At 59.8% G+C, this 26,383-nt stretch carries 21 protein-coding genes; 14 read left to right on the top strand and 7 right to left on the bottom strand.

Annotated features, from left to right (window positions below):
- Nucleotides 1-39 precede the first annotated feature (39 nt).
- Nucleotides 40-2,781 (bottom strand): aconitate hydratase AcnA, encoded by a 2,742-nt coding sequence (acnA, locus tag JQF37_RS13725; protein ID WP_130205886.1) that lies wholly within the window; start codon nucleotides 2,779-2,781, stop codon nucleotides 40-42.
- A 222-nt stretch (nucleotides 2,782-3,003) separates the two neighbouring features.
- Here acnA and rlmM point away from each other — a divergent pair, with 222 nt between their 5' ends.
- Nucleotides 3,004-4,077: a 23S rRNA (cytidine(2498)-2'-O)-methyltransferase RlmM gene (rlmM, locus tag JQF37_RS13730; RefSeq protein WP_047531390.1), complete on the top strand. Its 1,074-nt coding sequence runs from the start codon at nucleotides 3,004-3,006 to the stop codon at nucleotides 4,075-4,077.
- Nucleotides 4,078-4,249: 172 nt separating this feature from the next.
- Nucleotides 4,250-4,501: a sulfurtransferase TusA gene (gene tusA / locus JQF37_RS13735; RefSeq protein ID WP_047531388.1), complete on the top strand. Its 252-nt coding sequence runs from the start codon at nucleotides 4,250-4,252 to the stop codon at nucleotides 4,499-4,501.
- Between the two features lie 129 nt (nucleotides 4,502-4,630).
- On the opposite strand, the gene JQF37_RS13740 is transcribed toward tusA, so the two are convergent.
- Entirely contained in the window at nucleotides 4,631-6,040 is a 1,410-nt protein-coding gene (locus JQF37_RS13740) for an MATE family efflux transporter (protein ID WP_130205888.1), read from the bottom strand.
- 225 nt (nucleotides 6,041-6,265) lie between these two features.
- Between JQF37_RS13740 and pdxB the strand changes: the two genes are divergently transcribed.
- Nucleotides 6,266-7,408: a 4-phosphoerythronate dehydrogenase PdxB gene (gene pdxB, locus JQF37_RS13745; protein WP_130205890.1), complete on the top strand. Its 1,143-nt coding sequence runs from the start codon at nucleotides 6,266-6,268 to the stop codon at nucleotides 7,406-7,408.
- Nucleotides 7,409-7,538: 130 nt separating this feature from the next.
- Here pdxB and JQF37_RS13750 read toward each other — a convergent pair whose 3' ends face one another.
- Complete coding sequence (locus tag JQF37_RS13750; protein WP_130205892.1) at nucleotides 7,539-7,718, bottom strand: PA1571 family protein; 180 nt, start codon at nucleotides 7,716-7,718, stop codon at nucleotides 7,539-7,541.
- Between the two features lie 246 nt (nucleotides 7,719-7,964).
- On the opposite strand from JQF37_RS13750, the gene JQF37_RS13755 reads away from it, so the two are divergent.
- The gene (locus JQF37_RS13755) at nucleotides 7,965-9,746 is read left to right on the top strand and encodes an ABC transporter transmembrane domain-containing protein (RefSeq protein WP_189340349.1); all 1,782 of its coding nucleotides are present in this window, start codon (nucleotides 7,965-7,967) and stop codon (nucleotides 9,744-9,746) included.
- A 77-nt stretch (nucleotides 9,747-9,823) separates the two neighbouring features.
- Here JQF37_RS13755 and JQF37_RS13760 read toward each other — a convergent pair whose 3' ends face one another.
- Nucleotides 9,824-11,752, bottom strand: coding sequence for a transglycosylase SLT domain-containing protein (locus tag JQF37_RS13760; RefSeq protein WP_103402664.1), 1,929 nt, complete (start codon nucleotides 11,750-11,752; stop codon nucleotides 9,824-9,826).
- Nucleotides 11,753-11,966: 214 nt separating this feature from the next.
- Between JQF37_RS13760 and JQF37_RS13765 the strand changes: the two genes are divergently transcribed.
- Entirely contained in the window at nucleotides 11,967-13,886 is a 1,920-nt protein-coding gene (locus JQF37_RS13765; RefSeq protein ID WP_047531378.1) for an ATP-binding cassette domain-containing protein, read from the top strand.
- 183 nt (nucleotides 13,887-14,069) lie between these two features.
- Here the strand turns inward: JQF37_RS13765 and JQF37_RS13770 are convergent, their stop codons facing one another.
- Nucleotides 14,070-14,513: a universal stress protein gene (locus tag JQF37_RS13770; protein WP_204149682.1), complete on the bottom strand. Its 444-nt coding sequence runs from the start codon at nucleotides 14,511-14,513 to the stop codon at nucleotides 14,070-14,072.
- A gap of 103 nt (nucleotides 14,514-14,616) precedes the next feature.
- On the opposite strand from JQF37_RS13770, the gene JQF37_RS13775 reads away from it, so the two are divergent.
- From JQF37_RS13775 to JQF37_RS13805, 7 genes are all read left to right on the top strand, one after another.
- On the top strand, nucleotides 14,617-15,054 hold the full coding sequence (locus tag JQF37_RS13775) for a hypothetical protein (protein ID WP_130205898.1): 438 nt from the start codon (nucleotides 14,617-14,619) through the stop codon (nucleotides 15,052-15,054).
- A gap of 595 nt (nucleotides 15,055-15,649) precedes the next feature.
- Nucleotides 15,650-17,797, top strand: a complete 2,148-nt coding sequence (gene fadB / locus JQF37_RS13780) for a fatty acid oxidation complex subunit alpha FadB (RefSeq protein WP_130205900.1) — start codon at nucleotides 15,650-15,652, stop codon at nucleotides 17,795-17,797.
- 29 nt (nucleotides 17,798-17,826) lie between these two features.
- Nucleotides 17,827-19,002: an acetyl-CoA C-acyltransferase FadA gene (gene fadA, locus JQF37_RS13785; protein ID WP_047531371.1), complete on the top strand. Its 1,176-nt coding sequence runs from the start codon at nucleotides 17,827-17,829 to the stop codon at nucleotides 19,000-19,002.
- A gap of 99 nt (nucleotides 19,003-19,101) precedes the next feature.
- Nucleotides 19,102-19,338: a DUF1653 domain-containing protein gene (locus tag JQF37_RS13790; protein WP_130205902.1), complete on the top strand. Its 237-nt coding sequence runs from the start codon at nucleotides 19,102-19,104 to the stop codon at nucleotides 19,336-19,338.
- A 113-nt stretch (nucleotides 19,339-19,451) separates the two neighbouring features.
- Nucleotides 19,452-22,079 carry a type I DNA topoisomerase gene (topA, locus tag JQF37_RS13795; protein WP_130205904.1) on the top strand — a complete coding sequence of 876 codons (2,628 nt, stop codon included), beginning with the start codon at nucleotides 19,452-19,454 and terminating at the stop codon, nucleotides 22,077-22,079.
- 151 nt (nucleotides 22,080-22,230) lie between these two features.
- Nucleotides 22,231-22,755: a DUF6586 family protein gene (locus tag JQF37_RS13800; RefSeq protein ID WP_130205906.1), complete on the top strand. Its 525-nt coding sequence runs from the start codon at nucleotides 22,231-22,233 to the stop codon at nucleotides 22,753-22,755.
- A 94-nt stretch (nucleotides 22,756-22,849) separates the two neighbouring features.
- Complete coding sequence (locus JQF37_RS13805; RefSeq protein ID WP_047538925.1) at nucleotides 22,850-23,083, top strand: hypothetical protein; 234 nt, start codon at nucleotides 22,850-22,852, stop codon at nucleotides 23,081-23,083.
- A gap of 93 nt (nucleotides 23,084-23,176) precedes the next feature.
- On the opposite strand, the gene sulA is transcribed toward JQF37_RS13805, so the two are convergent.
- Both sulA and lexA read right to left on the bottom strand, forming a co-directional pair.
- Entirely contained in the window at nucleotides 23,177-23,650 is a 474-nt protein-coding gene (sulA, locus tag JQF37_RS13810; protein ID WP_204149683.1) for an SOS-induced cell division inhibitor SulA, read from the bottom strand.
- Between the two features lie 10 nt (nucleotides 23,651-23,660).
- On the bottom strand, nucleotides 23,661-24,269 hold the full coding sequence (gene lexA, locus JQF37_RS13815; RefSeq protein WP_047531364.1) for a transcriptional repressor LexA: 609 nt from the start codon (nucleotides 24,267-24,269) through the stop codon (nucleotides 23,661-23,663).
- A gap of 229 nt (nucleotides 24,270-24,498) precedes the next feature.
- Here lexA and JQF37_RS13820 point away from each other — a divergent pair, with 229 nt between their 5' ends.
- Nucleotides 24,499-25,206 carry a TetR/AcrR family transcriptional regulator gene (locus tag JQF37_RS13820; protein WP_090463765.1) on the top strand — a complete coding sequence of 236 codons (708 nt, stop codon included), beginning with the start codon at nucleotides 24,499-24,501 and terminating at the stop codon, nucleotides 25,204-25,206.
- A gap of 161 nt (nucleotides 25,207-25,367) precedes the next feature.
- Nucleotides 25,368-26,378: a beta-N-acetylhexosaminidase gene (gene nagZ, locus JQF37_RS13825; RefSeq protein WP_130205908.1), complete on the top strand. Its 1,011-nt coding sequence runs from the start codon at nucleotides 25,368-25,370 to the stop codon at nucleotides 26,376-26,378.
- Nucleotides 26,379-26,383: the final 5 nt, after the last annotated feature.

Consider the following 26,383-nt stretch of genomic DNA (forward strand, 5'->3'; position numbering starts at 1 on the left):
AAAACACCGCCCGAAGGCGGTGTCTTTGTCAGTACGCCGTCATGAGGCAATCAACTGCCGCAGCACGTAATGCAAGATCCCTCCCGACTTGAAGTATTCCACTTCGTTCAGCGTATCGATTCGGCACAGCACCTCGATTTTCTCGCTCTTGCCGTCTTCGCGGGTGATGACCAGGTTCAGGTTCATCCGTGGCGTCAGCTCGACGCCGGTCAGGCCCTGGATGTCCAGGGTTTCCTTGCCGGTCAGGTTCAGGCTTTTGCGATTCTGGTCGAGTTTGAACTGCAGCGGCAACACGCCCATTCCCACCAGATTGGAGCGGTGGATGCGCTCGAAGCTTACGGCGATGACCGCTTTGACCCCCAGCAGATTGGTACCCTTGGCCGCCCAGTCCCGGCTCGACCCGGTGCCGTATTCTTGCCCGGCGATCACCACCAGCGGCGTACCCGAGGCTTGATAGCGCATGGCCGCGTCGTAGATCGCCAGTTTCTCGCCGGTCGGTATGTAGAGGGTGTTGCCACCTTCTTCGCCACCGAGCATTTCGTTGCGAATGCGGATGTTGGCGAAGGTGCCGCGCATCATCACTTCATGGTTGCCGCGCCGCGAACCGTAGGAGTTGAAGTCCCGCGGTTCCACGCCTTTCTCGCGCAGATAGCGGCCCGCCGGGCTGTCGGCCTTGATGTTGCCGGCCGGTGAGATGTGGTCGGTGGTCACCGAGTCGCCCAGCAGCGCGAGGACGCGGGCGCCGGCAATGTCCTTGACCACGGGGGGCGGCCCGCCGATGTCATCGAAGAACGGTGGATGCTGGATGTAGGTCGAATCCGCCTGCCAGACGTAAGTGGCGGCCTGCGGCACTTCGATGGCTTGCCACTGCGCGTCGCCGGCAAACACTTCGGCGTACTCCTTGTGGAACATCGCAGTGTTGACTTGCTCCACGGCTTCGGCGATTTCCTTGCTGCTCGGCCAGATGTCGCGCAGGTAAACCAGGTTGCCGTTCTGGTCCTTACCCAGCGGTTCGGTACTGAGGTCGATGCGCACTGTGCCCGCCAACGCATAGGCGACCACCAGCGGCGGGGAGGCCAGCCAGTTGGTTTTCACCAGCGGATGAACCCGGCCCTCGAAGTTGCGGTTGCCCGAGAGCACCGAGGCCACGGTAAGGTCGGCCTGCTGGATGGCTTTTTCGATCGGTTCCGACAGAGGCCCGGAGTTGCCGATGCAGGTGGTGCAGCCGTAGCCGACCAGGGCGAAACCCAGTTGATCCAGGTACTGCGTGAGCCCGGCTGCCTTGTAGTAGTCGGTGACCACTTTCGAGCCAGGCGCCAGCGAGCTTTTCACCCAGGGTTTGCGTTGCAGGCCTTTTTCCACGGCTTTTTTCGCCACCAGACCGGCGGCCATCATCACGCTCGGGTTCGAGGTGTTGGTGCAGGAGGTGATCGCGGCAATCACCACCGCGCCGTTTTTCAGCCGATGGGTCTGGCCTTCGTATTCATAGTCCGCTTCGCCGGCCATGTCCGCATTGCCCACGGCCACACCGCCACCGCCCTCGCTTTCGAGGCGGCCTTCTTCCTTGCTGGTGGGTTTGAGCTGGACGCCGAGGAAATCGCTGAACGCTTGCGCGACGTTCGGCAGCGACACGCGGTCTTGCGGGCGTTTCGGCCCGGCGAGGCTGGCTTCGACGCTGCCCATGTCCAGCGCGAGGCTGTCGGTGAATACGGGCTCTTTGCCCGGCAGGCGCCACAGGCCCTGCGCCTTGCTATAGGCCTCGACCAGTTTGACGGTCGAGAGAGGGCGGCCGGACAGGCGCAGATACTCCAGCGTCACGTCGTCCACCGGGAAGAAACCGCAGGTGGCGCCGTATTCCGGGGCCATGTTGGCGATGGTCGCGCGGTCGGCCAATGGCAAGTCATCCAGCCCGTCACCATAGAATTCGACGAACTTGCCGACCACGCCTTTCTTGCGCAGCATCTGGGTGACCGTCAGCACCAGGTCGGTGGCCGTGATGCCTTCCTTGAGTTTGCCGCTGAGCTTGAAGCCGATCACTTCCGGGATCAGCATCGACACTGGCTGGCCGAGCATCGCCGCTTCCGCCTCGATCCCGCCAACACCCCAGCCGAGCACGCCCAGACCGTTGATCATGGTGGTGTGGGAGTCGGTGCCCACCAGTGTGTCCGGGAAGGCATAGGTGCGTCCGTCCTCGTCCTTGGTCCAGACCGTGCGACCGAGGTACTCCAGGTTCACCTGATGGCAGATCCCGGTGCCCGGCGGCACCACGCTGAAATTGTCGAAGGCGCTCTGGCCCCAGCGCAGGAAGGCATAACGTTCTCCATTGCGCTGCATTTCGATGTCGACGTTCTGTTCGAAGGCGCTGCTGCTGGCGAATTTGTCGACCATCACCGAGTGGTCGATCACCAGGTCTACCGGCGATAGTGGATTGATTCGTTGCGGGTCACCGCCAGCCTTGGCCATCGCCGCGCGCATGGCCGCCAGATCGACCACGGCGGGTACGCCGGTGAAGTCTTGCATCAGTACCCGCGCCGGGCGGTACTGGATTTCGCGGTCGGAGCGGCGCTCCTTGAGCCAGGCGGCAATCGCCTTGAGGTCGGCACCGGTGACGGTTTTTTCGTCTTCCCAGCGCAGCAGGTTTTCCAGCAACACTTTCAACGACATCGGCAGCTTGTCCAGATCGCCCAGGCTCTTGGCGGCATCCGGCAGGCTGAAGTAGTGATAGGTCTTGTCGTCGACTTGCAGGGTTTTAAGGGTGTTCAAACTGTTGAGGGAGGGCATTGCAATCACTCCTTTGAGTCCGCACGGCTACGGACGGAGGGGACGGGCAGAGCATTAAACCTAGCCCTGTTTTGAGTAGCTGGCTAATTACTGGACTCTATCGATAAGTCCGAGGTTCCGAAGTCAGTTATCATGCGCCGGTTTTCGTGACAGGCTTTGCTTCAACGCAAGTCTGGGCATCGCGCAGTGGTTGAATGTCTCGCCATCTGCCCAGGAGTAAGAATGAACACCCTCTTTATGCACTGCCGGCCGGGCTTCGAAGGCGAAGTCTGTTCCGAGATTTCCGACCTCGCCGCGCGGCTGAACGTGGCCGGTTATGCCAAGGCCAAGACCGCCAGCGCCTGCGCCGAGTTTGTCTGCACCGAAGAAGACGGCGCCGAACGGCTGATGCGCGGTCAGCGTTTCGATCAATTGATCTTCCCGCGCCAGTGGGCCCGGGGGATCTTCATCGATTTGCCGGAAACCGATCGCATCAGCGTGATCCTCGCCCATATGGCCGACTTTCCGCTGTGCGGCAGCCTGTGGCTGGAGATGGTCGACACCAACGACGGCAAGGAACTGTCGAATTTCTGCAAGAAATTCGAAGTCCACCTGCGCAAGGCGCTGATGGCTGCCGGAAAACTGGTGGAAGACGCCCACAAGCCACGTCTGTTGCTGACCTTCAAGAGCGGCCGCGAAGTGTTCATGGGCCTGGCAGAGGCGAACAACTCGGCGATGTGGCCGATGGGCATTCCTCGTTTGAAATTCCCCCGCGAGGCGCCAAGCCGTTCGACGCTGAAGCTGGAAGAGGCGTGGCACCATTTCATCCCGCGCGACCAGTGGGATGAGCGCCTGCATGGCGACATGACCGGCGTCGATCTGGGCGCTGCGCCCGGTGGCTGGACCTGGCAACTGGTCAATCGGGGCATGCTGGTGACCGCCATCGACAACGGCCCGATGGCCGAAAGCCTGATGGATACCGGGTTGGTGCAACATCTGATGGCCGACGGCTTCACCTTCAAGCCCAAGCAACCGGTGGACTGGATGGTGTGCGACATCGTCGAGAAGCCGGCGCGTAACGCCGCGATGCTTGAAGAATGGATTGGCGAGGGGCATTGCCGCGAAGCCGTGGTCAACCTCAAGTTGCCGATGAAACAGCGTTACGCCGAAGTGAAGCGCCTGCTGGAGCGGATTGCCGACGGCTTCAAGGCACGGGGCATCAAGGTCGAGATTGGCTGCAAACAGCTGTATCACGACCGTGAGGAAGTGACCTGCCATTTGCGTCGACTCGATGTGAAGAAACCCAAGTCCCGCTGAATCACACGGACCAAATGTGGGAGCGAGCCTGCTCGCGATAGCGGTGCCAGCATCAATGTTGGATCTGATGCCCTCATCGCGAGCAGGCTCGCTCCCACAGGTCCGGTGTACGACACAGATGACGTTAAGCCCGGCAATGCGCGAGAATGCCGGCAAGTTTCAGGAGTAGCTCATGAGTGAAATGATCGATACACCGGTTGACGGCACCCTGGATGCCACCGGTCTCAATTGTCCGGAGCCGGTCATGATGCTGCACCAGCACATCCGTGACCTGGCGCCTGGCGGTCTGTTGAAGGTGATCGCCACCGATCCGTCGACCCGGCGCGACATCCCCAAATTCTGCGTGTTTCTCGATCACGAACTGGTCGGTCAGCAGGAAGAGGCAGGCACCTACCTCTACTGGATCCGCAAGAAGTCCGAATAACCGACGCTGCCCTTTGCAGGCGCGAGCCCCGCTCGCGATGGACGTTAACGTTAACGCGCATTTGCTGGATAAGTGCGGTGCCCTCAGGTCCATCGTCGGAACGCCCCAGCTCGCTCCTACACCATTGGGTCAACCCAGCGAATGACTCATGCGGATCCGCTTGCGCGCACTGCGTGTCAGGCGGATCGACAGCATCAGCGCCGCACAGCTCAAGCCCACGATCAAGCCCTGCCACAGCCCGCTCGGGCCACTCGGTGCGCCGAACCAATCGGTCAGGCCAAGGGCGTAACCCACCGGCAAGCCAATGCCCCAATACGCGAACAGCGTCAGGATCATCGTTACCCGGGTGTCCTGATAACCGCGCAGCGCACCGGCCGCCGTGACCTGGACCGCATCGGAAAACTGGAACAGTGCCGAGTAGACAATCAGCATCGCCGCCACTTTGATGACCGTCGGGTCAGCGGTGTAGATCGTAGCGATGTGTTCGCGCAGTAACAGCATCATGCTCGCCGACAAGCAGGCGTAGGCCAGGGCCGTGCCCATGCCGACCCCGGCGGCGAAGCGTGCTTCGCGCGGCTCCTGACGCCCCAGCGCCTGGCCGACGCGTACCGTCACAGCCATGCCGAGGGAGTAGGGGATCATGAACACCAGCGAGCTGAAGTTCAGGGCGATCTGATGCCCGGCGACCACGGTGGCGCCGAGGCTGCCGATCAGCAGGGCGATCACGGCAAAGATGCTCGACTCGGCGAACACCGCGATGCCGATAGGCAGGCCGATACCCAGCAAGCGCTTGATCACTGACCATTGCGGCCAGTCGAAACGGCTGAACAGTTCACTCGACTGGTACGCCGGCGCCCAGCGCTCCCAACCGGCCATGCCCAGCGCCATGACCCACATCACGATCGCCGTGGCCCAGCCGCAGCCGACGCCACCCATGGCCGGGACACCGAAGTGGCCATAAATGAAGATGTAGTTCAGAGGAATATTCAGCGCCAGCCCGCACAGACCCAGCACCATCGCCGGGCGGGTACGGCCCAGGCCATCGCTGAAACAGCGCAGCACATGGTAAATGGCAACGGCAGGCAAGCCGCTGGCGATGCCATGCAGATACTGCATGCACGGGCCGATCAGTTCGGGGTCGACCTTCATGACGCGCAAAACCGGTTCGGCACTGAACAGAATGCCGGTCGCCATCAACCCCACCGCCAACGCCAGCCACAGCGCCTGACGCACGATCGGACCGATTTCGCTGTGGGTGCCGGCGCCGAAACGCTGGGCGACTTTCGGTGTGGTGGCCAGCAAGGTGCCGGTCATCAGCAGGAACACCGGCACCCAGATCGAGTTACCGAGTGCCACGGCGGCCAGGTCACGCGGCCCGACCCGCCCGGCCATCACGGCATCGACGAACCCCATGGCCGTGGTCGCCAGTTGCGCGATCATGATCGGCAGCGCCAGGGCGAGCAGGTTTTTCAGCTCGAGGCGAACCCGGGCCGGGCGATTGAGGGGGGTAGCGGTGGGACGGTCGGTCACAGAATTCAAGGGTAAAACGTCCAGAAGGTATTGATGCGCAGGCGCGCATTCTACGCGTTGACGTAACGGTCAGGAAAAGACCTGTGTTACCGATTTGTAATCGACCGCTTGAATGAATCCACACGCTCCCTCGCCACAGGAAATATGCAGTCCTTCATCTCCAGGATGCACAATGCACGCTGGCTCACCACCCGCATCTACGCCTACACTGCCGATCCGCCTAAGGAGCCTGCCATGCTGATTGTTGCCGACGAAAATATCCCCCTGCTCGATGCTTTCTTTGCAAGTTTCGGTGAAATCCGCCGGGTGCCAGGACGTTCCATCGACCGTGCCACCGTCGAACAGGCCGATGTGCTGCTGGTGCGCTCGGTGACCAACGTCAACCGCGCGTTGCTCGAAGGCAGCAAGGTGCGTTTTGTCGGCACTTGCACCATTGGCACCGATCATCTGGATCTGGATTACTTTCAAAAAGCCGGGATCACCTGGTCCAGCGCGCCGGGTTGCAATGCCCGTGGCGTGGTCGACTATGTGCTCGGCAGTCTGTTGACCCTGGCCGAAATCGAAGGCGTCGACCTGACTCAGCGTACTTACGGGGTGGTCGGCGCCGGTGAAGTGGGCGCACGCCTGGTCAAGGTCCTGCAAGGGCTGGGCTGGAAGGTACTGGTCTGCGATCCGCCGCGCCAGGCCGCCGAAGGAGGCGATTACGTCAGCCTGGAGCAGATCATCGAACGGTGCGATGTCATCAGCCTGCACACGCCGTTGACCAAGCAGGGCGCGCATTCGACCTGGCATTTGTTCGATCAAAAGCACCTGATCCGACTCAAGTCCGGCACCTGGCTGATCAATGCCAGTCGTGGTCCCGTGGTGGATAACAGCGCCCTGCGCCAGGTGCTGTTGCAACGTGAAGACCTGCAAGCGGTGCTCGATGTCTGGGAGGGTGAGCCGGAGGTCGATGTGGCACTGGCCGAACTCTGTGTGCTGGCCACGCCGCACATTGCCGGCTACAGCCTGGATGGCAAACAGCGCGGAACGGCGCAGATCTACCAGGCGTATTGCGATTTTCTCGGACAATCGGCCGAGGTCAGCCTGAGCGATTTGCTGCCGGCGCCGTGGTTGTCACAAGCGACCCTGAGCGCTGAAAGCGATCCGGCCTGGGCACTGGCGATGTTGTGCCGCGGCGTGTACGACCCGCGCCGTGACGACGCGGATTTCCGCCGCAGCCTTGTAGGCAGCGTGAGCGAGCAACGTGCGGCGTTCGATGCTTTGCGCAAAAATTATCCATCGCGGCGTGAGATTGATGGGTTGAAAGTGCGCATTGAAGGGGATTCGCTGGCGTTGCGGCAGATCGTAGCGGCGTTGGGCGCGTCGGCGATCTGAAAACCGTGTTGGCCCCATCGTGGGCAAGCCACGCTCCCACAGGTCATGCGGCAACATTGGCAGCGCCCTCAAAAAAAACGCATAAAAAACCCGGCCAACAGGGGCCGGGTCAAAGAAGACGGTGGCTATATCACTTTTGTTCGGCAGGCTTGACCAATCGCTTTTCCAGTTCACGGCACGCGGCCTGGATCATGTCTTCAGTGATCGGTACTTCGCGGCCATCGGCATCGATAATCGAGCAACCCAGAGACTGGTTTGGCTGTGTGCGGATTACTTGAATCTTGTCATCTCTGCTGTTTTGCAAGGACATGGCCTGTCTCCTCTTCAGGTGTGTGCTTACTGTAGAACCGCCAGGTGACCAGGCTGTGACAGCTCCCTGCGATCTCTACGCGGCGGCAAGCCCAGTCCACCAGAAATGGCGCGCGGTTGCCACCCGAACCTTAGACCGATAGCGTCTAGCGCCTAGTAGCGGCGGTCATAATTAACCTGACTCATTGTGATTTACCAGGTTCCATCCCATTTGGCCGGACTAGGCTGACCTTATTAACCGTTCTGGATGATGCCAATGCTTTCTGTTCGTCACCGCCGTGCGATTCGCCTGGCCAGTCGTTTCATTGCGCCTTATCGCTGGCACGCGTTCGGTGCCTTGCTCGCGTTGATCGTCACGGCAGGTATCACGTTGTCCATGGGGCAGGGTATTCGCCTGCTGGTGGATCAGGGCTTCATGACCCAGTCACCGCACTTGCTCAATCAGTCCATCGGCCTGTTCATGTTGCTGGTGTTCGGCCTGGCGGTCGGGACCTTTGCGCGTTTCTATCTGGTGTCGTGGATTGGCGAACGTTGTGTCGCCGACATCCGCCGTCAGGTATTCAACCACTTGATTTACCTGCATCCTGGGTTCTACGAAAACAACCGCAGCTCTGAAATCCAGTCGCGGTTGACCGCCGATACGACGTTGCTGCAATCGGTCATCGGCTCTTCTTTGTCACTTTTTCTACGCAACCTGCTGATGGTGATCGGCGGTATCGTCCTGCTGTTTGTGACCAACCCCAAACTCACCAGTATCGTCGTCGTCGCTTTGCCTCTGGTGATCGCGCCGATCCTGATTTTCGGTCGCCGGGTACGCAACCTGTCGCGTTTGAGTCAGGACCGGATTGCCGATATCGGCAGTTATGTCTCGGAAACCCTGGGTCAGATCAAAACCGTGCAGGCCTACAACCACCAGTCTCAGGACGAGCGACGTTTTGCCTTGACCGTCGAAGAAGCGTTCGACACGGCACGCAAGCGTATTTTTCAGCGGGCCTGGTTGATCACATTGGTGATCGTGTTGGTGCTGGGCGCAGTCGGCGTCATGTTGTGGGTCGGTGGCATGGACGTCATTGCCGGGCGAATTTCTGCCGGCGAGCTGGCGGCGTTTGTCTTCTATAGCCTGATCGTCGGCAGTGCGTTCGGCACCCTGAGCGAAGTGATTGGCGAGTTGCAGCGCGCGGCGGGCGCAGCCGAGCGGATTGCCGAGTTGCTGCGTTCGGAAAACATCATCCAGCCACCCGGTACCGATCAGGTGACCTTGCCGGAGCGGGTGAAGGGGGATCTGGTGCTGCGAGATGTGCGGTTTTCCTACCCGTCGCGTCCCGAAAGCTATGCCGTCGACGGTCTGAACCTGACCATCACCGCGGGTGAAACCCTGGCACTGGTCGGGCCATCCGGGGCTGGAAAATCAACGGTGTATGACCTGCTGCTGCGCTTTTACGACCCCGCCGAAGGTTCCATCCTGCTCGATGGCGTGCCGCTGACCCGGCTCGATCCGCTGGACCTGCGTCGTTGCTTTGCCCTCGTCTCGCAAACGCCGGCGCTGTTTTTCGGCAGCATCGAAGAGAACATCCGCTATGGGAAGCCGACGGCAACGCTGAGCGAGGTTCAGGAGGCGGCGAAAGTCGCCTATGCCCACGACTTTATCGAAGCCATGCCCCAGGGTTACCAGACCCATCTGGGGGACGGTGGCCTTGGATTGTCCGGCGGCCAGCGCCAGCGCCTGGCGATTGCCCGCGCGCTGCTGGTCGACGCGCCAATCCTGCTGCTCGACGAAGCCACCAGCGCCCTCGATGCCCAAAGCGAACACCTGATCCAGCAAGCCCTGCCAACGCTGATGAAGAATCGCACCACCCTGGTCATCGCCCATCGCCTGGCCACGGTGAAAAACGCCGACCGGATCGCTGTGATGGATCAGGGGAAGCTGGTCGCGGTGGGCACGCATCAGGAGTTGATTGCCAGTAATGCGTTGTATGCGCGGCTGGCGGCGTTGCAGTTCAGTGATGGCAAGGCACCGGCCGAACTCTAGGGTATGGCTTGCCAGCGAAAGCGGTGCGTCAGGTGCACCGCGTTTCGCCATTCCTCTGTACGTCGACGCCCACACGATCATTGATCGTCGAAGTACCGCTCATGCCAATCCACCAACGGTTGCGGTGAGTTGAGCTTCTGGCCGTAGATCACCGAATAAGACAGCACGTTCTGCACATACTGACGGGTTTCGTCGAAGGGGATGCTTTCCACCCACACGTCGAAACTCAGGTGGTCGGCGCCGCGCAGCCACTGGCGTACACGGCCGGGGCCGGCGTTGTAGGCGGCGGAGGCGAGGACGCGGTTACCGTTGAATTGACTGTGGACCTGGCTCAGGTACGCGGCACCGAGCTGGATGTTCTTGTCCGGCTCCAGCAACTGCTGGGGCGAGGCAAAGGGAATGCTGAACTTGCGCGCGGTTTCCTTGGCGGTACCGGGCATCAGTTGCATCAGGCCCGACGCACCGACGCCGGAGCGGGCGTCGTCCATGAAGGCGCTTTCCTGGCGAGTGATGGCGAATACCCAGCTCGAATGCAGGCCACGGTTTCTGGCTTCACGCACCAGGGATTCGCGGTGCGCCATCGGGAAGCGGATGTCCAGGTCGTCCCAATACTGAGCCTGACTGATTGTACGGATCGCCGGGAAATACCATTTCAGGTCGTAGGCCAGTTTGGCCTGGGCAACCATTTCCTCGCGACTGAAGTGGCGGCTGACGTGGTACCACTCGCGACGACCGTCGACAATCTGCCCGCGGGCATGAAACTCCAGGGCTCGGCGAATACCGGGGGTGTTGCGCACTTTGTTGATCGTCGCCTGGCTCAGCACCAGCGGTTTGTTGACCAGTGAATAGGGCGACTGCGAACGATCGGCGGCGAGGAAACCATAAAAGTCGCGTTCGCGGGCGAGGGTTTTATAGAGCGTCTGCGCTTCAGGGTTCTGCGGTTGCGCCAGTTCCAGGCTGCGGGCCTGCCAGTAGCGCCAGCGGTTGGTGGTGGCCAGGTCTTGCGGCAGGCGACGGGTCAGTTGATAGGCGTCGTCCCAGCGGGCCAGGCGCAGCAGCAGGCGCAAGCGCCATTCGGAAACGGTGTTGTCCCGCAGTTCCGGGTCGTACTTGGTCATGACGTCCAGCGCGCGACTGTCGAAGCGGCGCGCGAGCGTCAGGCCGATTTCACGGGCAATGGCCACTTTTTCGTCACGGGAAAAGTGCATGCTGCTGGCATAGCCATCGAGCAGATCCATGGCCTTGTCCGGATCCTGGCGGGCGAGGCGGCGCAGGCCAAGGCTGACGATGTCCGACATCGGTTCGTCGGCTGGCGTGAAACGCGACGGCTGATTGAGCAGCTCGGGCTTTTGCGCCACATCGATCAACAGGCGACCGCGAGGGGCGAGGGTGGTCAGGCCGTTGGCCAGGCTGCTGGCCAGCGGGTAGTTGCGCGACTGGGCGGCAAGCTTGGCGCGCTCCCAGCGTTTTTGCTCGGTCAACTGACCTTCGGCGGCCCACATGCCGAACAGTGCATCACAGGCGGCCGGCAGGGATTTGCCTGTCAGCCAGAGTTTGTTGGTGTTGGCGTAACCTTCGGACTTGAGGTTATGGCTGATCTGATACTGCGCATTCAGGCAGTCCAGTTCGGTGAAGTTCATCTTGGGGTCGTAATATTTGACGAACGTCTGCCAATCGCCGCGATCGGCCATCCAGCGCAGCCAGCGCAATTTCATCCAGTTGGCTTGTGGCAGGTCGCCATGTTCGGCGAGGAATTTTTCAATTTCGTCATTGCTCGCGGTTTTCAGGCGCGCGGTCAGTTCGTCATATGCCAGGTAGGGTTCCAGCGGGTAATCGCTGAGGGCCTGGCTGTAGCGGAAATAAGGACCGCTATCGCCCTTGGCCAGGGCACGTTTGGCTTCGTCGTAATATTGGCGCTGGGTAGACAGGTCCACCGCCTGGGCGGAATTAACGGCAGCGGCAGACAGTAAAAGACATGAAAAAAGCTTGAAAATGCGACTGCGCATGGGACGTCCGGGCAGAGAAATCATGAACAAGTGCTGACAATGCCAACACTTAATTAACTGTAGCTTAGCCTTTTGCCAGCAGGGGATGAAAGCTTTGCCCACCTGTCTGTATAAGTTCGCAACATTTGTTGTGCAGAGTGCTTCGACAGTGAAATTGCCGGCCTTCTGAGGCCTCAAGTCAGGTAGAATGCGCGCCCGGTTTTTGGAGAAGCTCATGACCCTGCTCAAATTCAGCGATGTGTCCCTTGCTTTCGGCGCTATGCCGTTGTTGGACAAGGTGTCCTGGCAGATCGCCCGTGGAGAGCGGGTGTGCATCATCGGCCGCAACGGCACTGGCAAGTCCAGCATGATGAAGCTCGTCAAGGGCGACCAGAAGCCCGATGACGGCTCCGTTTGGCGCGCACCCGGACTCAAGATCGGCGAATTGCCGCAAGAATTGCCGGTAGCCGACGAGCGGACCGTGTTCGACGTGGTGGCCGAAGGCCTGGACGGCGTGGGCGCATTGCTGGCCGAATATCACCACCTGAGCCAGAACATCGTCACTGACGCCGACCTGGACAAGCTGATGCACGTCCAGCACGATCTCGAGGCCCGCGATGGCTGGCGTCTGCAGACCCTGGTCGACAGCACCCTCAGCCGTCTGCAATTGCCCGCCGACAAGACCCTCGCCGAGTTGTCCGGCGGCTGGCGTCGTCGCGTGCTGCTGGCCCAGGCACTGGTTTCCGAACCCGACCTGCTGCTGCTCGACGAACCGACCAACCACCTGGACATCGGCGCGATCGCCTGGCTCGAAGAAGCGCTCAAGGACTTCCAGGGCGCCGTGCTCTTCATTACGCACGACCGTTCCTTCCTGCAAAACCTCGCGACCCGCATCCTCGAACTGGATCGCGGTGGCTTGATCGACTGGAACGGCGACTACGCCAGTTTCCTCGTGCACAAAGAGGCCGAACTGGCCGCCGAGGCGACCGCCAACGCGCTGTTCGACAAGCGTCTGGCTCAGGAAGAAGTGTGGATTCGCCAGGGCATCAAGGCTCGTCGTACCCGTAACGAAGGTCGCGTGCGCGCCCTGAAGGCGTTGCGTGTCGAGCGCAGCGAACGTCGTGAGCGTACCGGCAAGGCCAATATCCAGTTGGAAACGGCCGACAAGTCCGGCAAGCAGGTGATGGTCCTCGAAAATGTGAGCTTCGCTCACCCGGGCGGCCCGTTCCTGATCAAGGATTTCTCGATGGTGCTGCAGCGCGGCGACCGCATCGGTCTGCTGGGTGCCAACGGTACCGGCAAGACCACGCTGCTGAAACTGATGCTCAGCGGCTTGCAGCCCACCAGCGGCAAGGTGGAAGAAGGCACGAAGATCGATGTCGCCTACTTCGACCAGTTGCGCCATCAACTGGATCTGGAAAAAACCGTGATCGATAACGTCGCTGAAGGTCGCGACTTCATCGACATCGACGGCCAGAGCCGCCATGTCCTGAGCTACCTCGGCGATTTCCTGTTCAGCCCGCAGCGTGCCCGTACGCCGGTCAAGGCGCTGTCCGGTGGTGAGCGTGCCCGTCTGTTGCTGGCCAAACTGTTCAGCAAGCCGGCGAACCTGCTGGTCCTCGACGAACCGACCAACGACCTCGACGTCGAAACCCTCGAACTGCTGGAAGAGGTCTTGCTGACCTTCAACGGCACCGTGCTGATGGTCAGCCACGACCGGGCATTCCTCGACAACGTGGTGACCAGCACCCTGGTCTTCGAAGGTGAAGGCAAGGTTCGCGAATACGTCGGTGGTTATCAGGACTGGCTGCGTCAGGGCGGCTCGCCGCGCCTGTTGGGCGTGACCGAGAGCAAGTCCGGCAAGGCCGACCTGAACTCCGCCGTCGTCAAGGCCGAACCTGCGCCCGTCGCGGTGGCTGTCGAAGCGCCGGTGGCGAAGAAAAAGCTCAGCTACAAATTGCAGCGTGAGCTGGAAGCTTTGCCGGGGCAGATCGAAGCCATGGAGCAGCAGATCGCTACCGTCGAGGCGCAGATGGCTGATGCTGGTTTCTACCTGCGTCCGGCCGCTGAAACCGCTGCGGTGATCGCTCAATTGGCGCAGTTGCAGGCTGAGCTCGACGTGATGGTCGAGCGTTGGGCCGAGCTGGATGCCTGATTGATCCTGCAATGAAAAAGCCCGGCTTCATTCGCATGAATGCCGGGCTTTTCATATGCCGTGCTGAATATCCTGCAGGAGCGAGCTTGCTCGCGATGAATCTGGAAGCTCCGCTGGGTGTCAGGCTTCCCGCGTTATCGTTGACGACCATCGCGAGCGAGCTCGCTCCTGCAGGGGGTGTTGTCAGCTTTTGGTTTGCAGGCGCACCGCCAGCACATCGCAAGGCGCGCCGTGCAGTACATCGTTGGCGGTTGAGCCCAGCAGCAGTGCCAGGCCGTGTCGCCCGTGACTGCCGACCACGATGATGTCGCACCCTTGCTCCTTGGCCAGGTGGTGAATTTCCTGGCGTGGCTGGCCGTAAGTCAGGTGGCTGTACTCCCTGGACAGCTCCGGATATTTCACGATCAACCGGTCAAGACGTTCTTTGGCCTGATCGAACTGTTGTTGTTGTTGCAGTTGTGACAGGTCCATCGGCACGTCACCGCCAAAGGCCATGGCCATCGGCTCGACAATGTGCACCAGGGACAATTTCGCACTATTGCTCACTGCCAGTTCGCGAGCACGGTGGATTACAGGGTCGCACTCTTCGGTTAGATCTACAGCGACCAGAATATGGTGGTAGGGCATGAGGTGCTCTCCTGAGGGTTGCAATATTGATAAGTATGGCTGGTTTCAAGCGTATTGGTTTCAAAGCGACTGAATACGCTCATCAAGAATCGGGAGTACAGATATGACGGTCTGGATAGTGGTGTCAATCCTGCTGGTGGTACTCAGTCCGCTGGCATGGTTGCGACCGTCTCGCCACCAGAGCGGCCGTATGGCCCTGCGCATGGAGGCGCGACGCATCGGGTTGGCGATGCAGCTCGCGCCGCAGGAATGGCCGCACTGGCTTGGCCAGGAGCCGCCCAACCCTTGTGCGCAGTACCACAGACCGCGGCGTGGCAATCAACCGGCGTGCTGGAGTTACTGGCAAAAATCACCGGGTGTTTGGGTGAATCAGTGGCAGGAAGTCTGTGAGGATCGGTCACTGCTCAATCATTTCGAAAAATTGCCAGACAATGTCTACAAGGTCGAAGCCGATAAACAAATGATCGCCCTGTATTGGGGTGAGAAGGGCGAAGCCGAGGTCTTGCAGCAAATCGATGCCACCCTCAAAGCCCTGGCCTGAAACACAATCCATGTAGGAGCGAGCCTGCTCGCGATGAACCTGAGAGCGCCACGGGGAGTCAGGTTCATCGCTGGCAGCCCGGCTCCCACAGGTTTTTATGCAGGCAATAAAAAGCCCGACAACATCATCGGGCGGGGTTGGCCAGGCAGGCCGGTAAATTCGGTGTGGGCTGATCTTACGCTGAGCGTTCGCCAAAAGCGTTCACATTTTTCTCCTGAGTCTCGCCAGCGTAGCTCGTTAAACACGGGCTGCCGCGAATTAGGGCGACTTTTCTAATGATTGATCCTATGAATGACTTCACATGCTTCGGCGTGTTGAAGGTCTTCGCTGTACGGAAATGACCGGAAAGTCGCGTTTCAACCCCCTGTTTCGGGCGATTGACAATTGTCGGAAATTCCGTGAAGGTGACGTACCCAAATCAAACGGGCGTATGAATTGAGCGTTTGTATTTCAGATCGCTCCTACAGAATCCCGACTATCGCGTTGGCGGGTGTGTCGGGTGGATAGGCGTAGCATCGACGTTTAACGTCCCTGCCGAGCCATTCGCCTGCGTCCGACGTGTACTGTTCAGCTTCCATATCGTGGAGATCAGTTGATGATTTACGAAGGTAAAGCCATCACGGTTAAGGCTCTTGAAAGTGGCATCGTCGAACTGAAATTCGACCTCAAGGGTGAGTCCGTCAACAAGTTCAACCGTCTAACCCTGAACGAACTGCGTCAGGCCGTAGACACCATCAAGGCAGATGCTTCGATCAAGGGTGTGATCGTCAGCAGTGGCAAGGACGTCTTCATCGTCGGCGCCGACATCACCGAATTTGTCGACAACTTCAAGCTGCCGGATGCAGAGCTTGTTGCTGGCAACCTCGAAGCCAACAAGATTTTCAGCGATTTCGAAGACCTCAACGTCCCGACCGTCGCCGCGATCAACGGCATCGCTCTGGGTGGCGGTCTGGAAATGTGCCTGGCAGCGGACTACCGCGTCATGTCCACCAAGGCCAAGATCGGTTTGCCTGAAGTCAAGCTGGGTATCTACCCGGGCTTCGGCGGTACCGTTCGCCTGCCGCGCCTGATCGGTGCCGACAACGCCATCGAGTGGATCGCCGCCGGCAAGGAAAACCGTCCGGAAGACGCGCTGAAAGTCGGCGCCGTCGATGCGGTGGTGGCTCCTGAAAAACTGCAGGAAGCTGCGCTGGAACTGATCAAACGCGCCATTTCCGGTGAGTTCGATTACAAGGCCAAGCGCCAGCCGAAGCTTGAGAAGCTCAAGCTGAACGCTATCGAGCAAATGATGGCTTTCGAAACAGCCAAAGGTTTCGTGGCCGGCCAGGCTGGCCCGAACTACCCGGCGCCGGTCGAAGCGATCAAGACCATCCAGAAAGCCGCGAACTTCGGTCGCGACAAGGCTCTGGAAGTCGAAGCCGCCGGTTTCGTGAAGCTGGCCAAGACCTCTGCTGCGCAGAGCTTGATCGGCCTGTTCCTGAACGATCAGGAGCTGAAGAAAAAGGCCAAGGCCTATGACGAAATCGCCAAGGACGTGAAGCAGGCTGCCGTACTCGGCGCCGGCATCATGGGTGGCGGTATCGCCTATCAGTCGGCTTCCAAAGGCACGCCGATCCTGATGAAGGATATCAACGAGCACGGTATCGAGCAGGGGCTGGCCGAAGCCGCCAAACTGCTGGTTGGCCGCGTCGAGAAAGGCCGCATGACCGCCGCGAAAATGGCTGAAGTGCTCAACGGCATTCGCCCGACCCTGTCCTACGGTGACTTCGGCCACGTCGACCTGGTGGTTGAAGCGGTCGTCGAGAACCCGAGGGTCAAGCAAGCCGTTCTGGCTGAAGTCGAAGACCAGGTCAAAGAGGACACCATCCTCGCCTCGAACACCTCGACCATTTCCATCAGCCTGTTGGCCAAGGCCCTCAAGCGTCCGGAAAACTTCGTCGGCATGCACTTCTTCAACCCGGTGCACATGATGCCGCTGGTCGAAGTGATCCGTGGCGAGAAGTCCAGTGAGCTGGCCGTTGCCACCACCGTTGCCTACGCCAAGAAAATGGGCAAGAACCCGATCGTGGTCAACGACTGCCCGGGTTTCCTGGTCAACCGCGTTCTGTTCCCGTACTTCGGCGGTTTCGCCAAGTTGGTCAGCGCCGGTGTGGACTTCGTCCGTATCGACAAGGTCATGGAAAAGTTCGGCTGGCCGATGGGTCCGGCCTACCTGATGGACGTGGTCGGCATCGACACCGGCCACCACGGTCGTGACGTGATGGCGGACGGTTTCCCGGATCGCATGAAAGACGACCGTCGTTCGGCCGTTGACGTGCTTTACGAAGCCAAGCGCCTGGGCCAGAAGAACGGCAAGGGCTTCTATGCCTACGAGACCGATAAGAAGGGCAAGCAGAAGAAGGTCGCCGATCCGTCGGTCCTGGAAGTGCTCAAGCCAATCGTGTTCGAACAGCGCGAAGTCACTGACGAAGACATCATCAACTGGATGATGATCCCGCTGTGCCTGGAAACCGTGCGTTGCCTGGAAGACGGCATCGTCGAAACCGCTGCCGAAGCCGACATGGGTCTGGTCTACGGTATTGGTTTCCCTCCATTCCGTGGCGGTGCACTGCGCTATATCGATTCGATCGGTGTTGCAGAGTTCGTTGCCCTGGCTGACCAGTACGCTGATTTGGGCGCGCTGTACCACCCGACCGCGAAGCTGCGCGAAATGGCCAAAAACGGCCAGAGCTTTTTCGGTTAAGCGCCCCCAACTAGAGTGAGAGTGAACTTATGAGCTTGAATCCTAGAGACGTCGTGATTGTCGACTTCGGTCGTACTCCGATGGGCCGCTCCAAGGGCGGCATGCACCGCAACACCCGCGCCGAAGACATGTCGGCGCACCTGATCAGCAAACTGCTGGAACGCAACGTCAAGGTCGACCCGAACGAAGTCGAAGACGTGATCTGGGGCTGCGTGAACCAGACCCTGGAACAGGGCTGGAATATCGCCCGCATGGCGTCGCTGATGACCCAGATCCCGCACACCTCGGCTGGCCAGACCGTCAGCCGTCTGTGCGGCTCGTCGATGAGCGCGCTGCACACTGCCGCGCAAGCGATCATGACCGGTAATGGTGACGTGTTCGTCGTTGGCGGCGTCGAGCATATGGGTCACGTGAGCATGATGCACGGTGTCGATCCGAACCCGCACATGTCCCTGTACGCGGCGAAAGCTTCGGGCATGATGGGCCTGACCGCTGAAATGCTGGGCAAAATGCACGGTATCACTCGTGAGCAGCAGGATGCTTTCGGCATGCGTTCCCACCAACTCGCCCACAAGGCGACCGTGGAAGGCAAGTTCAAAGACGAAATCATCCCGATGCAGGGCTACGACGAGAACGGTTTCCTGAAACTGTTCGACTACGACGAAACCATTCGTCCGGAAACTACCCTGGAAAGTCTGGCGGCCCTCAAGCCGGCCTTCAATCCAAAGGGCGGAACCGTGACGGCGGGTACTTCGTCGCAGATCACTGACGGTGCTTCGTGCATGATCGTGATGTCGGCGCAGCGCGCACAGGACCTGGGTATCCAGCCTATGGCGGTGATTCGCTCGATGGCAGTGGCAGGTGTGGATCCGGCGATCATGGGCTATGGTCCAGTACCGGCCACACAGAAAGCACTGAAGCGCGCGGGCCTCGGCATCAACGATATCGACTTCTTCGAGCTCAACGAAGCTTTCGCCGCACAGGCCCTGCCCGTGCTGAAAGATCTGAAAGTGCTCGACAAGATGAACGAGAAGGTTAACCTGCACGGCGGCGCGATCGCCCTGGGTCACCCGTTCGGTTGCTCCGGTGCGCGTATCTCCGGCACTTTGCTCAATGTAATGAAGCAAAATGGCGGCACCTTCGGGGTTGCGACCATGTGCATTGGTCTCGGCCAAGGCATCTCCACCGTCTTCGAACGCGTTTAAGCGTCTCGCTGACGGAAGCCGGGGCCAAGTGCCCCGGTTTTTGTTTTTTCGGGTTTATTTATATTTTTATTTTGAAAAGATTTGAGTGAGGGCCGAAGCATGCCGATACAACCTGGGCTCTACCAACATTACAAAGGTCCGCAGTACCGTGTATTCAGTGTTGCACGGCACTCGGAAACCGAAGAAGAAGTGGTCTTCTACCAAGCCCTGTATGGCGATTACGGCTTTTGGGTGCGTCCCTTGAGCATGTTCCTGGAGTCGGTCGAAGTTGACGGCGAGCAGGTGCCACGCTTTGCTTTGGTGCAACCCGAACCGAGTGTTTTTTCCAAGCCATAAGCTGAGTGCGCGCAAAACCCTGCGCTTGACCTCACCTTGTAGCCACTATATATAGCGGTGCCGCGTCAGGCGCCAACGCCTTTCACTTCTAGAATTCAGGAATTTTCTGATCCATGGGCAAATCGCTGGTCATTGTGGAATCCCCGGCTAAGGCCAAGACCATCAACAAGTATCTGGGTAACCAATACGTGGTGAAGTCGAGTATCGGCCATATCCGAGACCTGCCCACCAGCGGTTCGGCTAGCGCCAGCAAAGAGCCAGCCGCCAAGCGCGGCAAGGCCGCTGCGGGTGAAGCGCCGGCACTGTCGCCGAAAGAAAAGGCACGCAAGCAGCTGGTCGCTCGCATGGGGGTCGATCCCGAACATGGCTGGAAAGCCAAGTACGAGATCCTTCCGGGCAAGGAAAAGGTCATCGAAGAGCTGCGCCGGCTCGCCAAGGATGCTGACACCATCTATCTCGCAACCGACTTGGATCGCGAGGGGGAAGCCATTGCCTGGCACCTGCGCGAAGCCATCGGTGGTGACGACAGCCGCTACAAGCGCGTGGTGTTCAACGAAATTACCAAGAAGGCGATTCAGGAAGCTTTCTCCCAGCCGGGCGAACTGGACATCGATCGTGTGAATGCCCAGCAGGCGCGTCGTTTCCTCGACCGCGTCGTGGGTTACATGGTGTCGCCACTGCTGTGGGCCAAGATTGCCCGTGGCCTGTCCGCCGGTCGTGTGCAGTCGGTTGCCGTGAAACTGGTGGTCGAGCGTGAGCGTGAGATCCGCGCGTTCATCCCGGAAGAATATTGGGAAGTTCACGCTGACCTCGGCACCGCCAAGGGTGCAACCGTGCGTTTCGATGTCGCTCGCGAGAAGGGCGAAGCCTTCAAGCCGCTCAACGAAGCCCAGGCCATGGCCGCGCTGGAGAAGCTCAAGGCTTCCAGCTACAGCATCGTCAAGCGCGAAGACAAGCCGACCAGCAGCAAGCCGTCGGCCCCGTTCATCACCTCCACCCTGCAGCAGGCCGCGAGTAACCGCCTGGGCTTCGGTGTGAAGAAAACCATGATGATGGCCCAGCGTTTGTATGAAGCCGGCTACATCACGTATATGCGTACCGACTCCACCAACCTCTCGGCTGACGCCGTGGCGATGGCGCGTACTTATATTGAAGGCGAGTTCGGCAAGAAGTACCTGCCGGAAACGCCGAACGTCTATAGCAGCAAGGAAGGCGCGCAAGAGGCTCACGAAGCGATTCGTCCGTCCGACGCCAACACCGAGCCAAGCAAGCTCTCGGGCATGGAACGTGACGCCGAGCGCCTCTACGAGCTGATCTGGCGCCAGTTCCTCGCTTGTCAGATGCTGCCGGCCCAATACTTGTCGACCACGGTCACTGTCGGTGCCGGTGACTTCGAGTTGCGTGCCAAGGGCCGTATCCTCAAGTTCGATGGTTACACCCGCGTCATGCCGCAAATCGCCAAGCCGGGCGATGATGACGTACTGCCGGACATGGGCCAGGGCGACGCGATGAAGCTGATCAAGCTTGATCCGACCCAGCATTTCACCAAACCGCCGGCGCGTTATTCGGAAGCCAGCCTGGTAAAGGAAATGGAAAAACGCGGCATCGGTCGTCCTTCGACCTATGCGGCGATCATTTCGACCATCCAGGACCGCGGGTACGTGGCGCTGCACAATCGTCGTTTCTATTCGGAAAAGATGGGTGACATCGTCACCGAGCGTCTGGCCGAAAGCTTCTCCAACCTGATGGACTACGGTTTCACTGCCGGCATGGAAGAGAATCTCGATGACGTGGCCCAGGGCGAACGCGACTGGAAAAACGTACTCGACGAGTTCTACGGCGACTTCAAGAAAAAACTCGAAGTGGCCGAAAGCCCGGAAAACGGCATGCGTGCCAACCAGCCGGTGATGACCGATATTCCGTGCACGACCTGCGGTCGCCCGATGCAGATTCGTACTGCATCGACCGGCGTGTTCCTCGGTTGCTCGGGCTACAGCCTGCCACCGAAAGAGCGCTGCAAGGCCACCGTCAACCTGGTTCCCGGCGATGAAATCGCTGCGGACGACGAGGGTGAGTCGGAGTCCCTGGTGTTGCGTGGCAAGCATCGTTGCCCGATCTGCAGCACGGCGATGGACGCTTATCTGCTCGACGAGAAGCGCAAGCTGCACATCTGTGGTAACAACCCGGATTGCGCGGGCTACGAAATCGAAGAGGGCACCTATCGCATCAAGGGCTACGAAGGTCCGAGCCTGGAGTGCGACAAGTGCGGCAGCGAGATGCAGCTCAAGACCGGCCGTTTCGGCAAGTTCTTCGGTTGCACCAACCCGACGTGCAAGAACACTCGCAAACTGCTCAAGAGTGGTGATGCGGCGCCGCCGAAGATGGATCCGGTGAAGATGCCTGAGCTGAAATGCGAAAAGGTCAACGACACCTACATCCTGCGCGACGGTGCGTCCGGTCTGTTCCTGGCGGCCAGCCAGTTCCCGAAAAACCGTGAAACTCGTGCGCCACTGGTCATGGAAATCTTGCCGCACAAGGATGAGATCGATCCAAAGTATCACTTCCTCTGCGAAGCGCCGAAGAAGGATCCGGACGGCCTCCCGGCAGTGATCCGTTACAGCCGCAAGACCAAAGAGCAATATGTGCAGACAGAGGTCGACGGCAAGCCGACTGGCTGGAAAGCGTTCTACGACGGTGGCAAGTGGAAGGTCGAGGACAAGCGACCGGCTGCGAAGGCGTAAAATCGCAAGACATTGCAGGAACGAGCTCGCTCGGGATGAGCGAGAGAGCAGCGCGGGCATTCTGAAGGCCCGCGTCATCGTTGGCGTCCATCGCGAGCTCGCTCCTGCATGACCTGCCTGAAGCAATTATTTCGTTGTGGAGACTGCTGTCATGGCCAATGAGCTCTATACCCGTACCAATCAAAAGATTTATTTCGCCGGACTGTCTCTGGAGGCGCTCGCCAAGGCCGAAGAGGGGCGGGCGATGAACTCCCTCGCGCTGATTCAGGCCGGTCGTGAGTCGGCTCTGTTTCACCTGTACGGTGCGCTGCTGGGTTTATGTCACGAGATCGCCGGTTTCTACCGTTTGCCTCAGGCCAATGCGTCCCGGGCCGAATCGTTGCTGACTCGCGAAGTCCTGGACACCATTGCTATTCCTGAGCTGGCCGAGATGATCGAGCTGGCGAACAACCCGGAAACCTGGCTGGCCAAGTTGCTGGCGGCCCATCAAGCACTGTTTCAGCCTCCGCGGGCGCCGCACAAGCCGAAAGGGGATGTGACGCAGCCGCTGATTCTCGCGGTGAACCTGGACGAGGAAGAGGCGCCGGACGAGTTGGACCGCGAAGAACTGGAAAGCTGGCGTCAGAACCTGAAAGGGTTGGCAATTCGGTTTCGTGACGGTTTGAATGAGTGCTGACAGAAACGCTTTTGCGATGGCATCTGGTCAAGATCCCGAGCGAAGCCTGACCGATGCCTATATAATCCCCGCCTTTCGTGGAGAACAGACCTTTATGCCAACGTCCTTTCTAGAAATTGTCGAGTTACCAGACGGCCGTATCGAGCTTCGCAGGGCTGAGGACGAGGGTTCTCTGGTTACTTTGGATTTCTCCGAGGACGCAAAAGCGTTCCTGCAAGGCCAGCACGTGGAAGTCGCCAAGGCGATGTTGAGCGTCGGTGTTCAGATGGCCGGGCGGCTGGTTGAAGGCGAACTCGACAAGGAAGAGGGGCCGCGGGTCCTTCATTGACCCCGCCCGTCGGTTTTTCAGGATGTACTTGCAGATCGGCTTCTCTGTCCCTGGAGAAGCCTCGCGCCATTCAGGGCGCGTCATGTTTATCAGTTAACCCAGTCGAATGTTCAGGCTTTGAGCGTCCCCGGTCCGGGCAGCGCTGATCAACTGTTGTCGCGAGTTGGCGGTCAGCGTATTGAGCCAGCTGACAACTGTATGGCTGCGACCCAGGCGCAGGGCTTCGCAGGCCAGTTGTTGAGCGCTCTGGGTGCCGCGCGGTTGCAGCAGCAGAATACGTTCGCGATTAAGACCGGCGTCCCGCAGCCAAGCCTGGGTCAGGCTGGCAGGCGAGGCGATCAGCGTCAGCCAGCGCGCATCCTGATCCTGGCTCAACTCCCTGAGGATTGGCGCCAGAAGGTTCAGGCAATTCCCGGCTGCACCACGCAGAGACAACTCACTGAAGACCTCGGGTTCGGCGCTCCATGGCGACTCGACCACTTCCTTCAGAATCGGCGCCAATGGCTGCGCCATGAACGCTTCGAACAACGGCAGTTGGGCTTGCTGTGATGTATGTGGGAACTGCATAAAGCCTCCTTTAGCGGCGAATGACGCCGACACTCAAGCCTTCGATCACCAGTTCCTGATCTTTAAGGTTCACTTCGATTGGGGCGAATTCAGGGTTTTCGGCGATCAGCCAGACTTTGCTGCCATCGCGCTTGAAACGCTTGACGGTCACTTCGTCGCCGATCCGTGCGACCACGATCTGGCCGTTACGGGCTTCACGGGTGGTATGCACGGCCAGCAGGTCGCCGTCGAAAATACCCACGTCCTTCATGCTCATGCCATGAACTCGCAACAGATAGTCGGCGCGGGGATGGAAGAACGAAGGATTGATGTTGCAGGATTCCTCGACGTGTTGCTGAGCGAGGATCGGTGCGCCAGCGGCGACACGGCCAATGATCGGCAGGCTGGAGTCGTCGGCCTTGGCCTCGAAACCGGGAATGCGAATCCCGCGGGAAGCACCGGGCGTCATTTCGATCGCGCCTTTGCGGGCAAGCGCCTTGAGGTGTTCTTCTGCCGCGTTTGGCGATTTGAAACCCAGTTCCTGAGCGATTTCCGCACGGGTTGGCGGGTAGCCGTTGTCTTCTAGGCAGCGTTTGATGAAGGCCAGAATCTCTGCTTGGCGTGGCGTCAGCTTTAGCATAATGATCGCTCTGTCTTTTTATACAGTGACTGGGATTATATACAGTGAAACGGTCTTGGCAATGCCCCTTTTCTGGCAGGCCGCCAGACGGTCGATCAGCCAGCTGATTAAAGCTGTCCGGTTGTATGGTTAAATGTCTGACTGACCATTCCCAAAACGAACCGCCAGACTTGACAATACGTAGACTGAAACGTATGTTTCAAACAAGTGTTTGTCAGGCGGAGTAGTCATGGCCCAGTCGGAAACCGTTGAACGCATTCTTGATGCTGCCGAGCAGTTGTTCGCGGAAAAAGGTTTCGCCGAAACCTCATTGCGTCTGATTACCAGCAAGGCCGGTGTCAATCTGGCTGCGGTGAATTATCACTTCGGGTCAAAAAAGGCGCTGATCCAGGCGGTCTTTTCTCGTTTTCTGGGGCCGTTCTGCATCAGTCTCGATAAAGAGCTGGAGCGGCGCCAGGCCAAGCCAGAGAATAAGGCGACGCTTGAGGAGTTGCTTGAAATCCTCGTCGAGCAGGCCCTTGTCGTGCAGCCACGCAGTGGCAACGATCTCTCTATCTTCATGCGTTTGCTGGGGCTGGCCTTCAGTCAGAGCCAGGGGCATTTGCGTCGTTATCTGGAAGACATGTACGGCAAGGTGTTTCGCCGCTACATGATGCTGGTCAACGAAGCCGCGCCACGTATCCCGCCGATCGAACTGTTCTGGCGCGTGCACTTCATGCTGGGTGCCGCTGCGTTCAGCATGTCCGGCATCAAGGCCTTGCGCGCCATCGCCGAAACCGACTTCGGGGTGAACACCTCCATCGAGCAGGTCATGCGACTGATGGTGCCGTTCCTGGCGGCCGGTATGCGTGCCGAATCCGGTGTCACCGATACGGCCATGGCCAGTGCGCAGCTGCGTCCGCGTAGCAAGTCGACACCGGTTGCCGCCAAGGTTTAACCCTGCACGGGTGGGCGCGGCAGCTGACATCCGCTAAGCTAGCCGCCCATGCCGACTCTCGTTCTGAATCCGCTCCCTCTTGATATCGTCGACCTGCCGGGCAGTGCCCATGGCGGCGGCGAATGTGTGCGAGCCGGGTTTTTCGTTATCAAGGAATCTCTATGACTGCTGGCCTGCAAGGCTCGTTGATGGTGGACGTCGCCGGTACCTGGCTGACGCCTGAAGATCGCCAATTGCTGCGCCAACCCGAGGTGGGTGGCCTGATTATTTTCGCTCGCAACATCGAGCATCCGCGTCAGGTCCGCGAGTTGAGTGCTGCCATCCGTGCCATCCGCCCTGATCTGTTGCTGGCGGTGGATCAGGAAGGCGGGCGCGTGCAACGTTTGCGCCAGGGCTTCGTGCGACTGCCGGCGATGCGTGCCATTGCCGATAATCCGAATGCTGAATACCTGGCCGAGCAGTGCGGCTGGATCATGGCGACCGAGGTGTTGGCCGTTGGCCTGGATCTGAGCTTCGCGCCGGTGCTTGACCTCGACTATCAGCGCAGCGCCGTGGTCGGCACCCGTTCGTTTGAGGGCGACCCGCAACGTGCGGCGCTGCTGGCTGGGGCATTCATTCGCGGCATGAACAGTGCAGGCATGGCTGCCACCGGCAAGCATTTTCCCGGTCACGGTTGGGCCGAGGCCGATTCCCATGTCGCGATTCCAAACGACGAGCGCAGTCTCGACGAAATCCGCGCCAACGACCTGGTGCCGTTCGCCAGGCTGAGCAAGCAACTGGCAGCGGTCATGCCGGCACACGTCATCTATCCGCAAGTCGATTCCCAGCCTGCCGGCTTCTCCCGGCGCTGGTTGCAGGACATTCTGCGCGGTGAACTGCAATTCGAGGGTGTGATCTTCAGTGATGACCTCTCCATGGCCGGCGCCCACGTAGTGGGTGATGCCGCCAGTCGCATTGAAGCGGCCTTGACCGCCGGGTGCGACATGGGCCTGGTGTGCAACGATCGTGCAGCCGCCGAGCTGGCTCTGAGCGCCGCGCAACGCCTGAAGGTCAAGCCGTCGGCGCGCATTGCGCGGATGCGCGGTCAGTCGTTCGCGAACATCGAATACCGTCAGGATCCGCGTTGGCTGATCGCCGTCGGCGCGCTCAAAGACGCTCAATTGATTGATTAAGGACG

This window comes from Pseudomonas sp. MIL9 (assembly GCF_016887925.1).
GTDB lineage: Bacteria > Pseudomonadota > Gammaproteobacteria > Pseudomonadales > Pseudomonadaceae > Aquipseudomonas > Aquipseudomonas mohnii.

Coding starts and splice junctions, on each gene's coding strand:
- JQF37_RS13775 (WP_130205898.1), top strand. CDS start 14,617: ATGACGGTCTGGATAGTGGTGTCAATCCTGCTGGTGGTACTCAGTCCG.
- JQF37_RS13805 (WP_047538925.1), top strand. CDS start 22,850: ATGCCAACGTCCTTTCTAGAAATTGTCGAGTTACCAGACGGCCGTATC.
- JQF37_RS13790 (WP_130205902.1), top strand. CDS start 19,102: ATGCCGATACAACCTGGGCTCTACCAACATTACAAAGGTCCGCAGTAC.
- JQF37_RS13770 (WP_204149682.1), bottom strand. CDS start 14,513: ATGCCCTACCACCATATTCTGGTCGCTGTAGATCTAACCGAAGAGTGC.
- fadB (WP_130205900.1), top strand. CDS start 15,650: ATGATTTACGAAGGTAAAGCCATCACGGTTAAGGCTCTTGAAAGTGGC.
- rlmM (WP_047531390.1), top strand. CDS start 3,004: ATGAACACCCTCTTTATGCACTGCCGGCCGGGCTTCGAAGGCGAAGTC.
- lexA (WP_047531364.1), bottom strand. CDS start 24,269: ATGCTAAAGCTGACGCCACGCCAAGCAGAGATTCTGGCCTTCATCAAA.
- JQF37_RS13755 (WP_189340349.1), top strand. CDS start 7,965: ATGATGCCAATGCTTTCTGTTCGTCACCGCCGTGCGATTCGCCTGGCC.
- nagZ (WP_130205908.1), top strand. CDS start 25,368: ATGACTGCTGGCCTGCAAGGCTCGTTGATGGTGGACGTCGCCGGTACC.
- sulA (WP_204149683.1), bottom strand. CDS start 23,650: ATGCAGTTCCCACATACATCACAGCAAGCCCAACTGCCGTTGTTCGAA.
- JQF37_RS13800 (WP_130205906.1), top strand. CDS start 22,231: ATGGCCAATGAGCTCTATACCCGTACCAATCAAAAGATTTATTTCGCC.
- JQF37_RS13760 (WP_103402664.1), bottom strand. CDS start 11,752: ATGCGCAGTCGCATTTTCAAGCTTTTTTCATGTCTTTTACTGTCTGCC.
- fadA (WP_047531371.1), top strand. CDS start 17,827: ATGAGCTTGAATCCTAGAGACGTCGTGATTGTCGACTTCGGTCGTACT.
- JQF37_RS13765 (WP_047531378.1), top strand. CDS start 11,967: ATGACCCTGCTCAAATTCAGCGATGTGTCCCTTGCTTTCGGCGCTATG.
- tusA (WP_047531388.1), top strand. CDS start 4,250: ATGAGTGAAATGATCGATACACCGGTTGACGGCACCCTGGATGCCACC.
- JQF37_RS13820 (WP_090463765.1), top strand. CDS start 24,499: ATGGCCCAGTCGGAAACCGTTGAACGCATTCTTGATGCTGCCGAGCAG.
- acnA (WP_130205886.1), bottom strand. CDS start 2,781: ATGCCCTCCCTCAACAGTTTGAACACCCTTAAAACCCTGCAAGTCGAC.
- JQF37_RS13750 (WP_130205892.1), bottom strand. CDS start 7,718: ATGTCCTTGCAAAACAGCAGAGATGACAAGATTCAAGTAATCCGCACA.
- pdxB (WP_130205890.1), top strand. CDS start 6,266: ATGCTGATTGTTGCCGACGAAAATATCCCCCTGCTCGATGCTTTCTTT.
- topA (WP_130205904.1), top strand. CDS start 19,452: ATGGGCAAATCGCTGGTCATTGTGGAATCCCCGGCTAAGGCCAAGACC.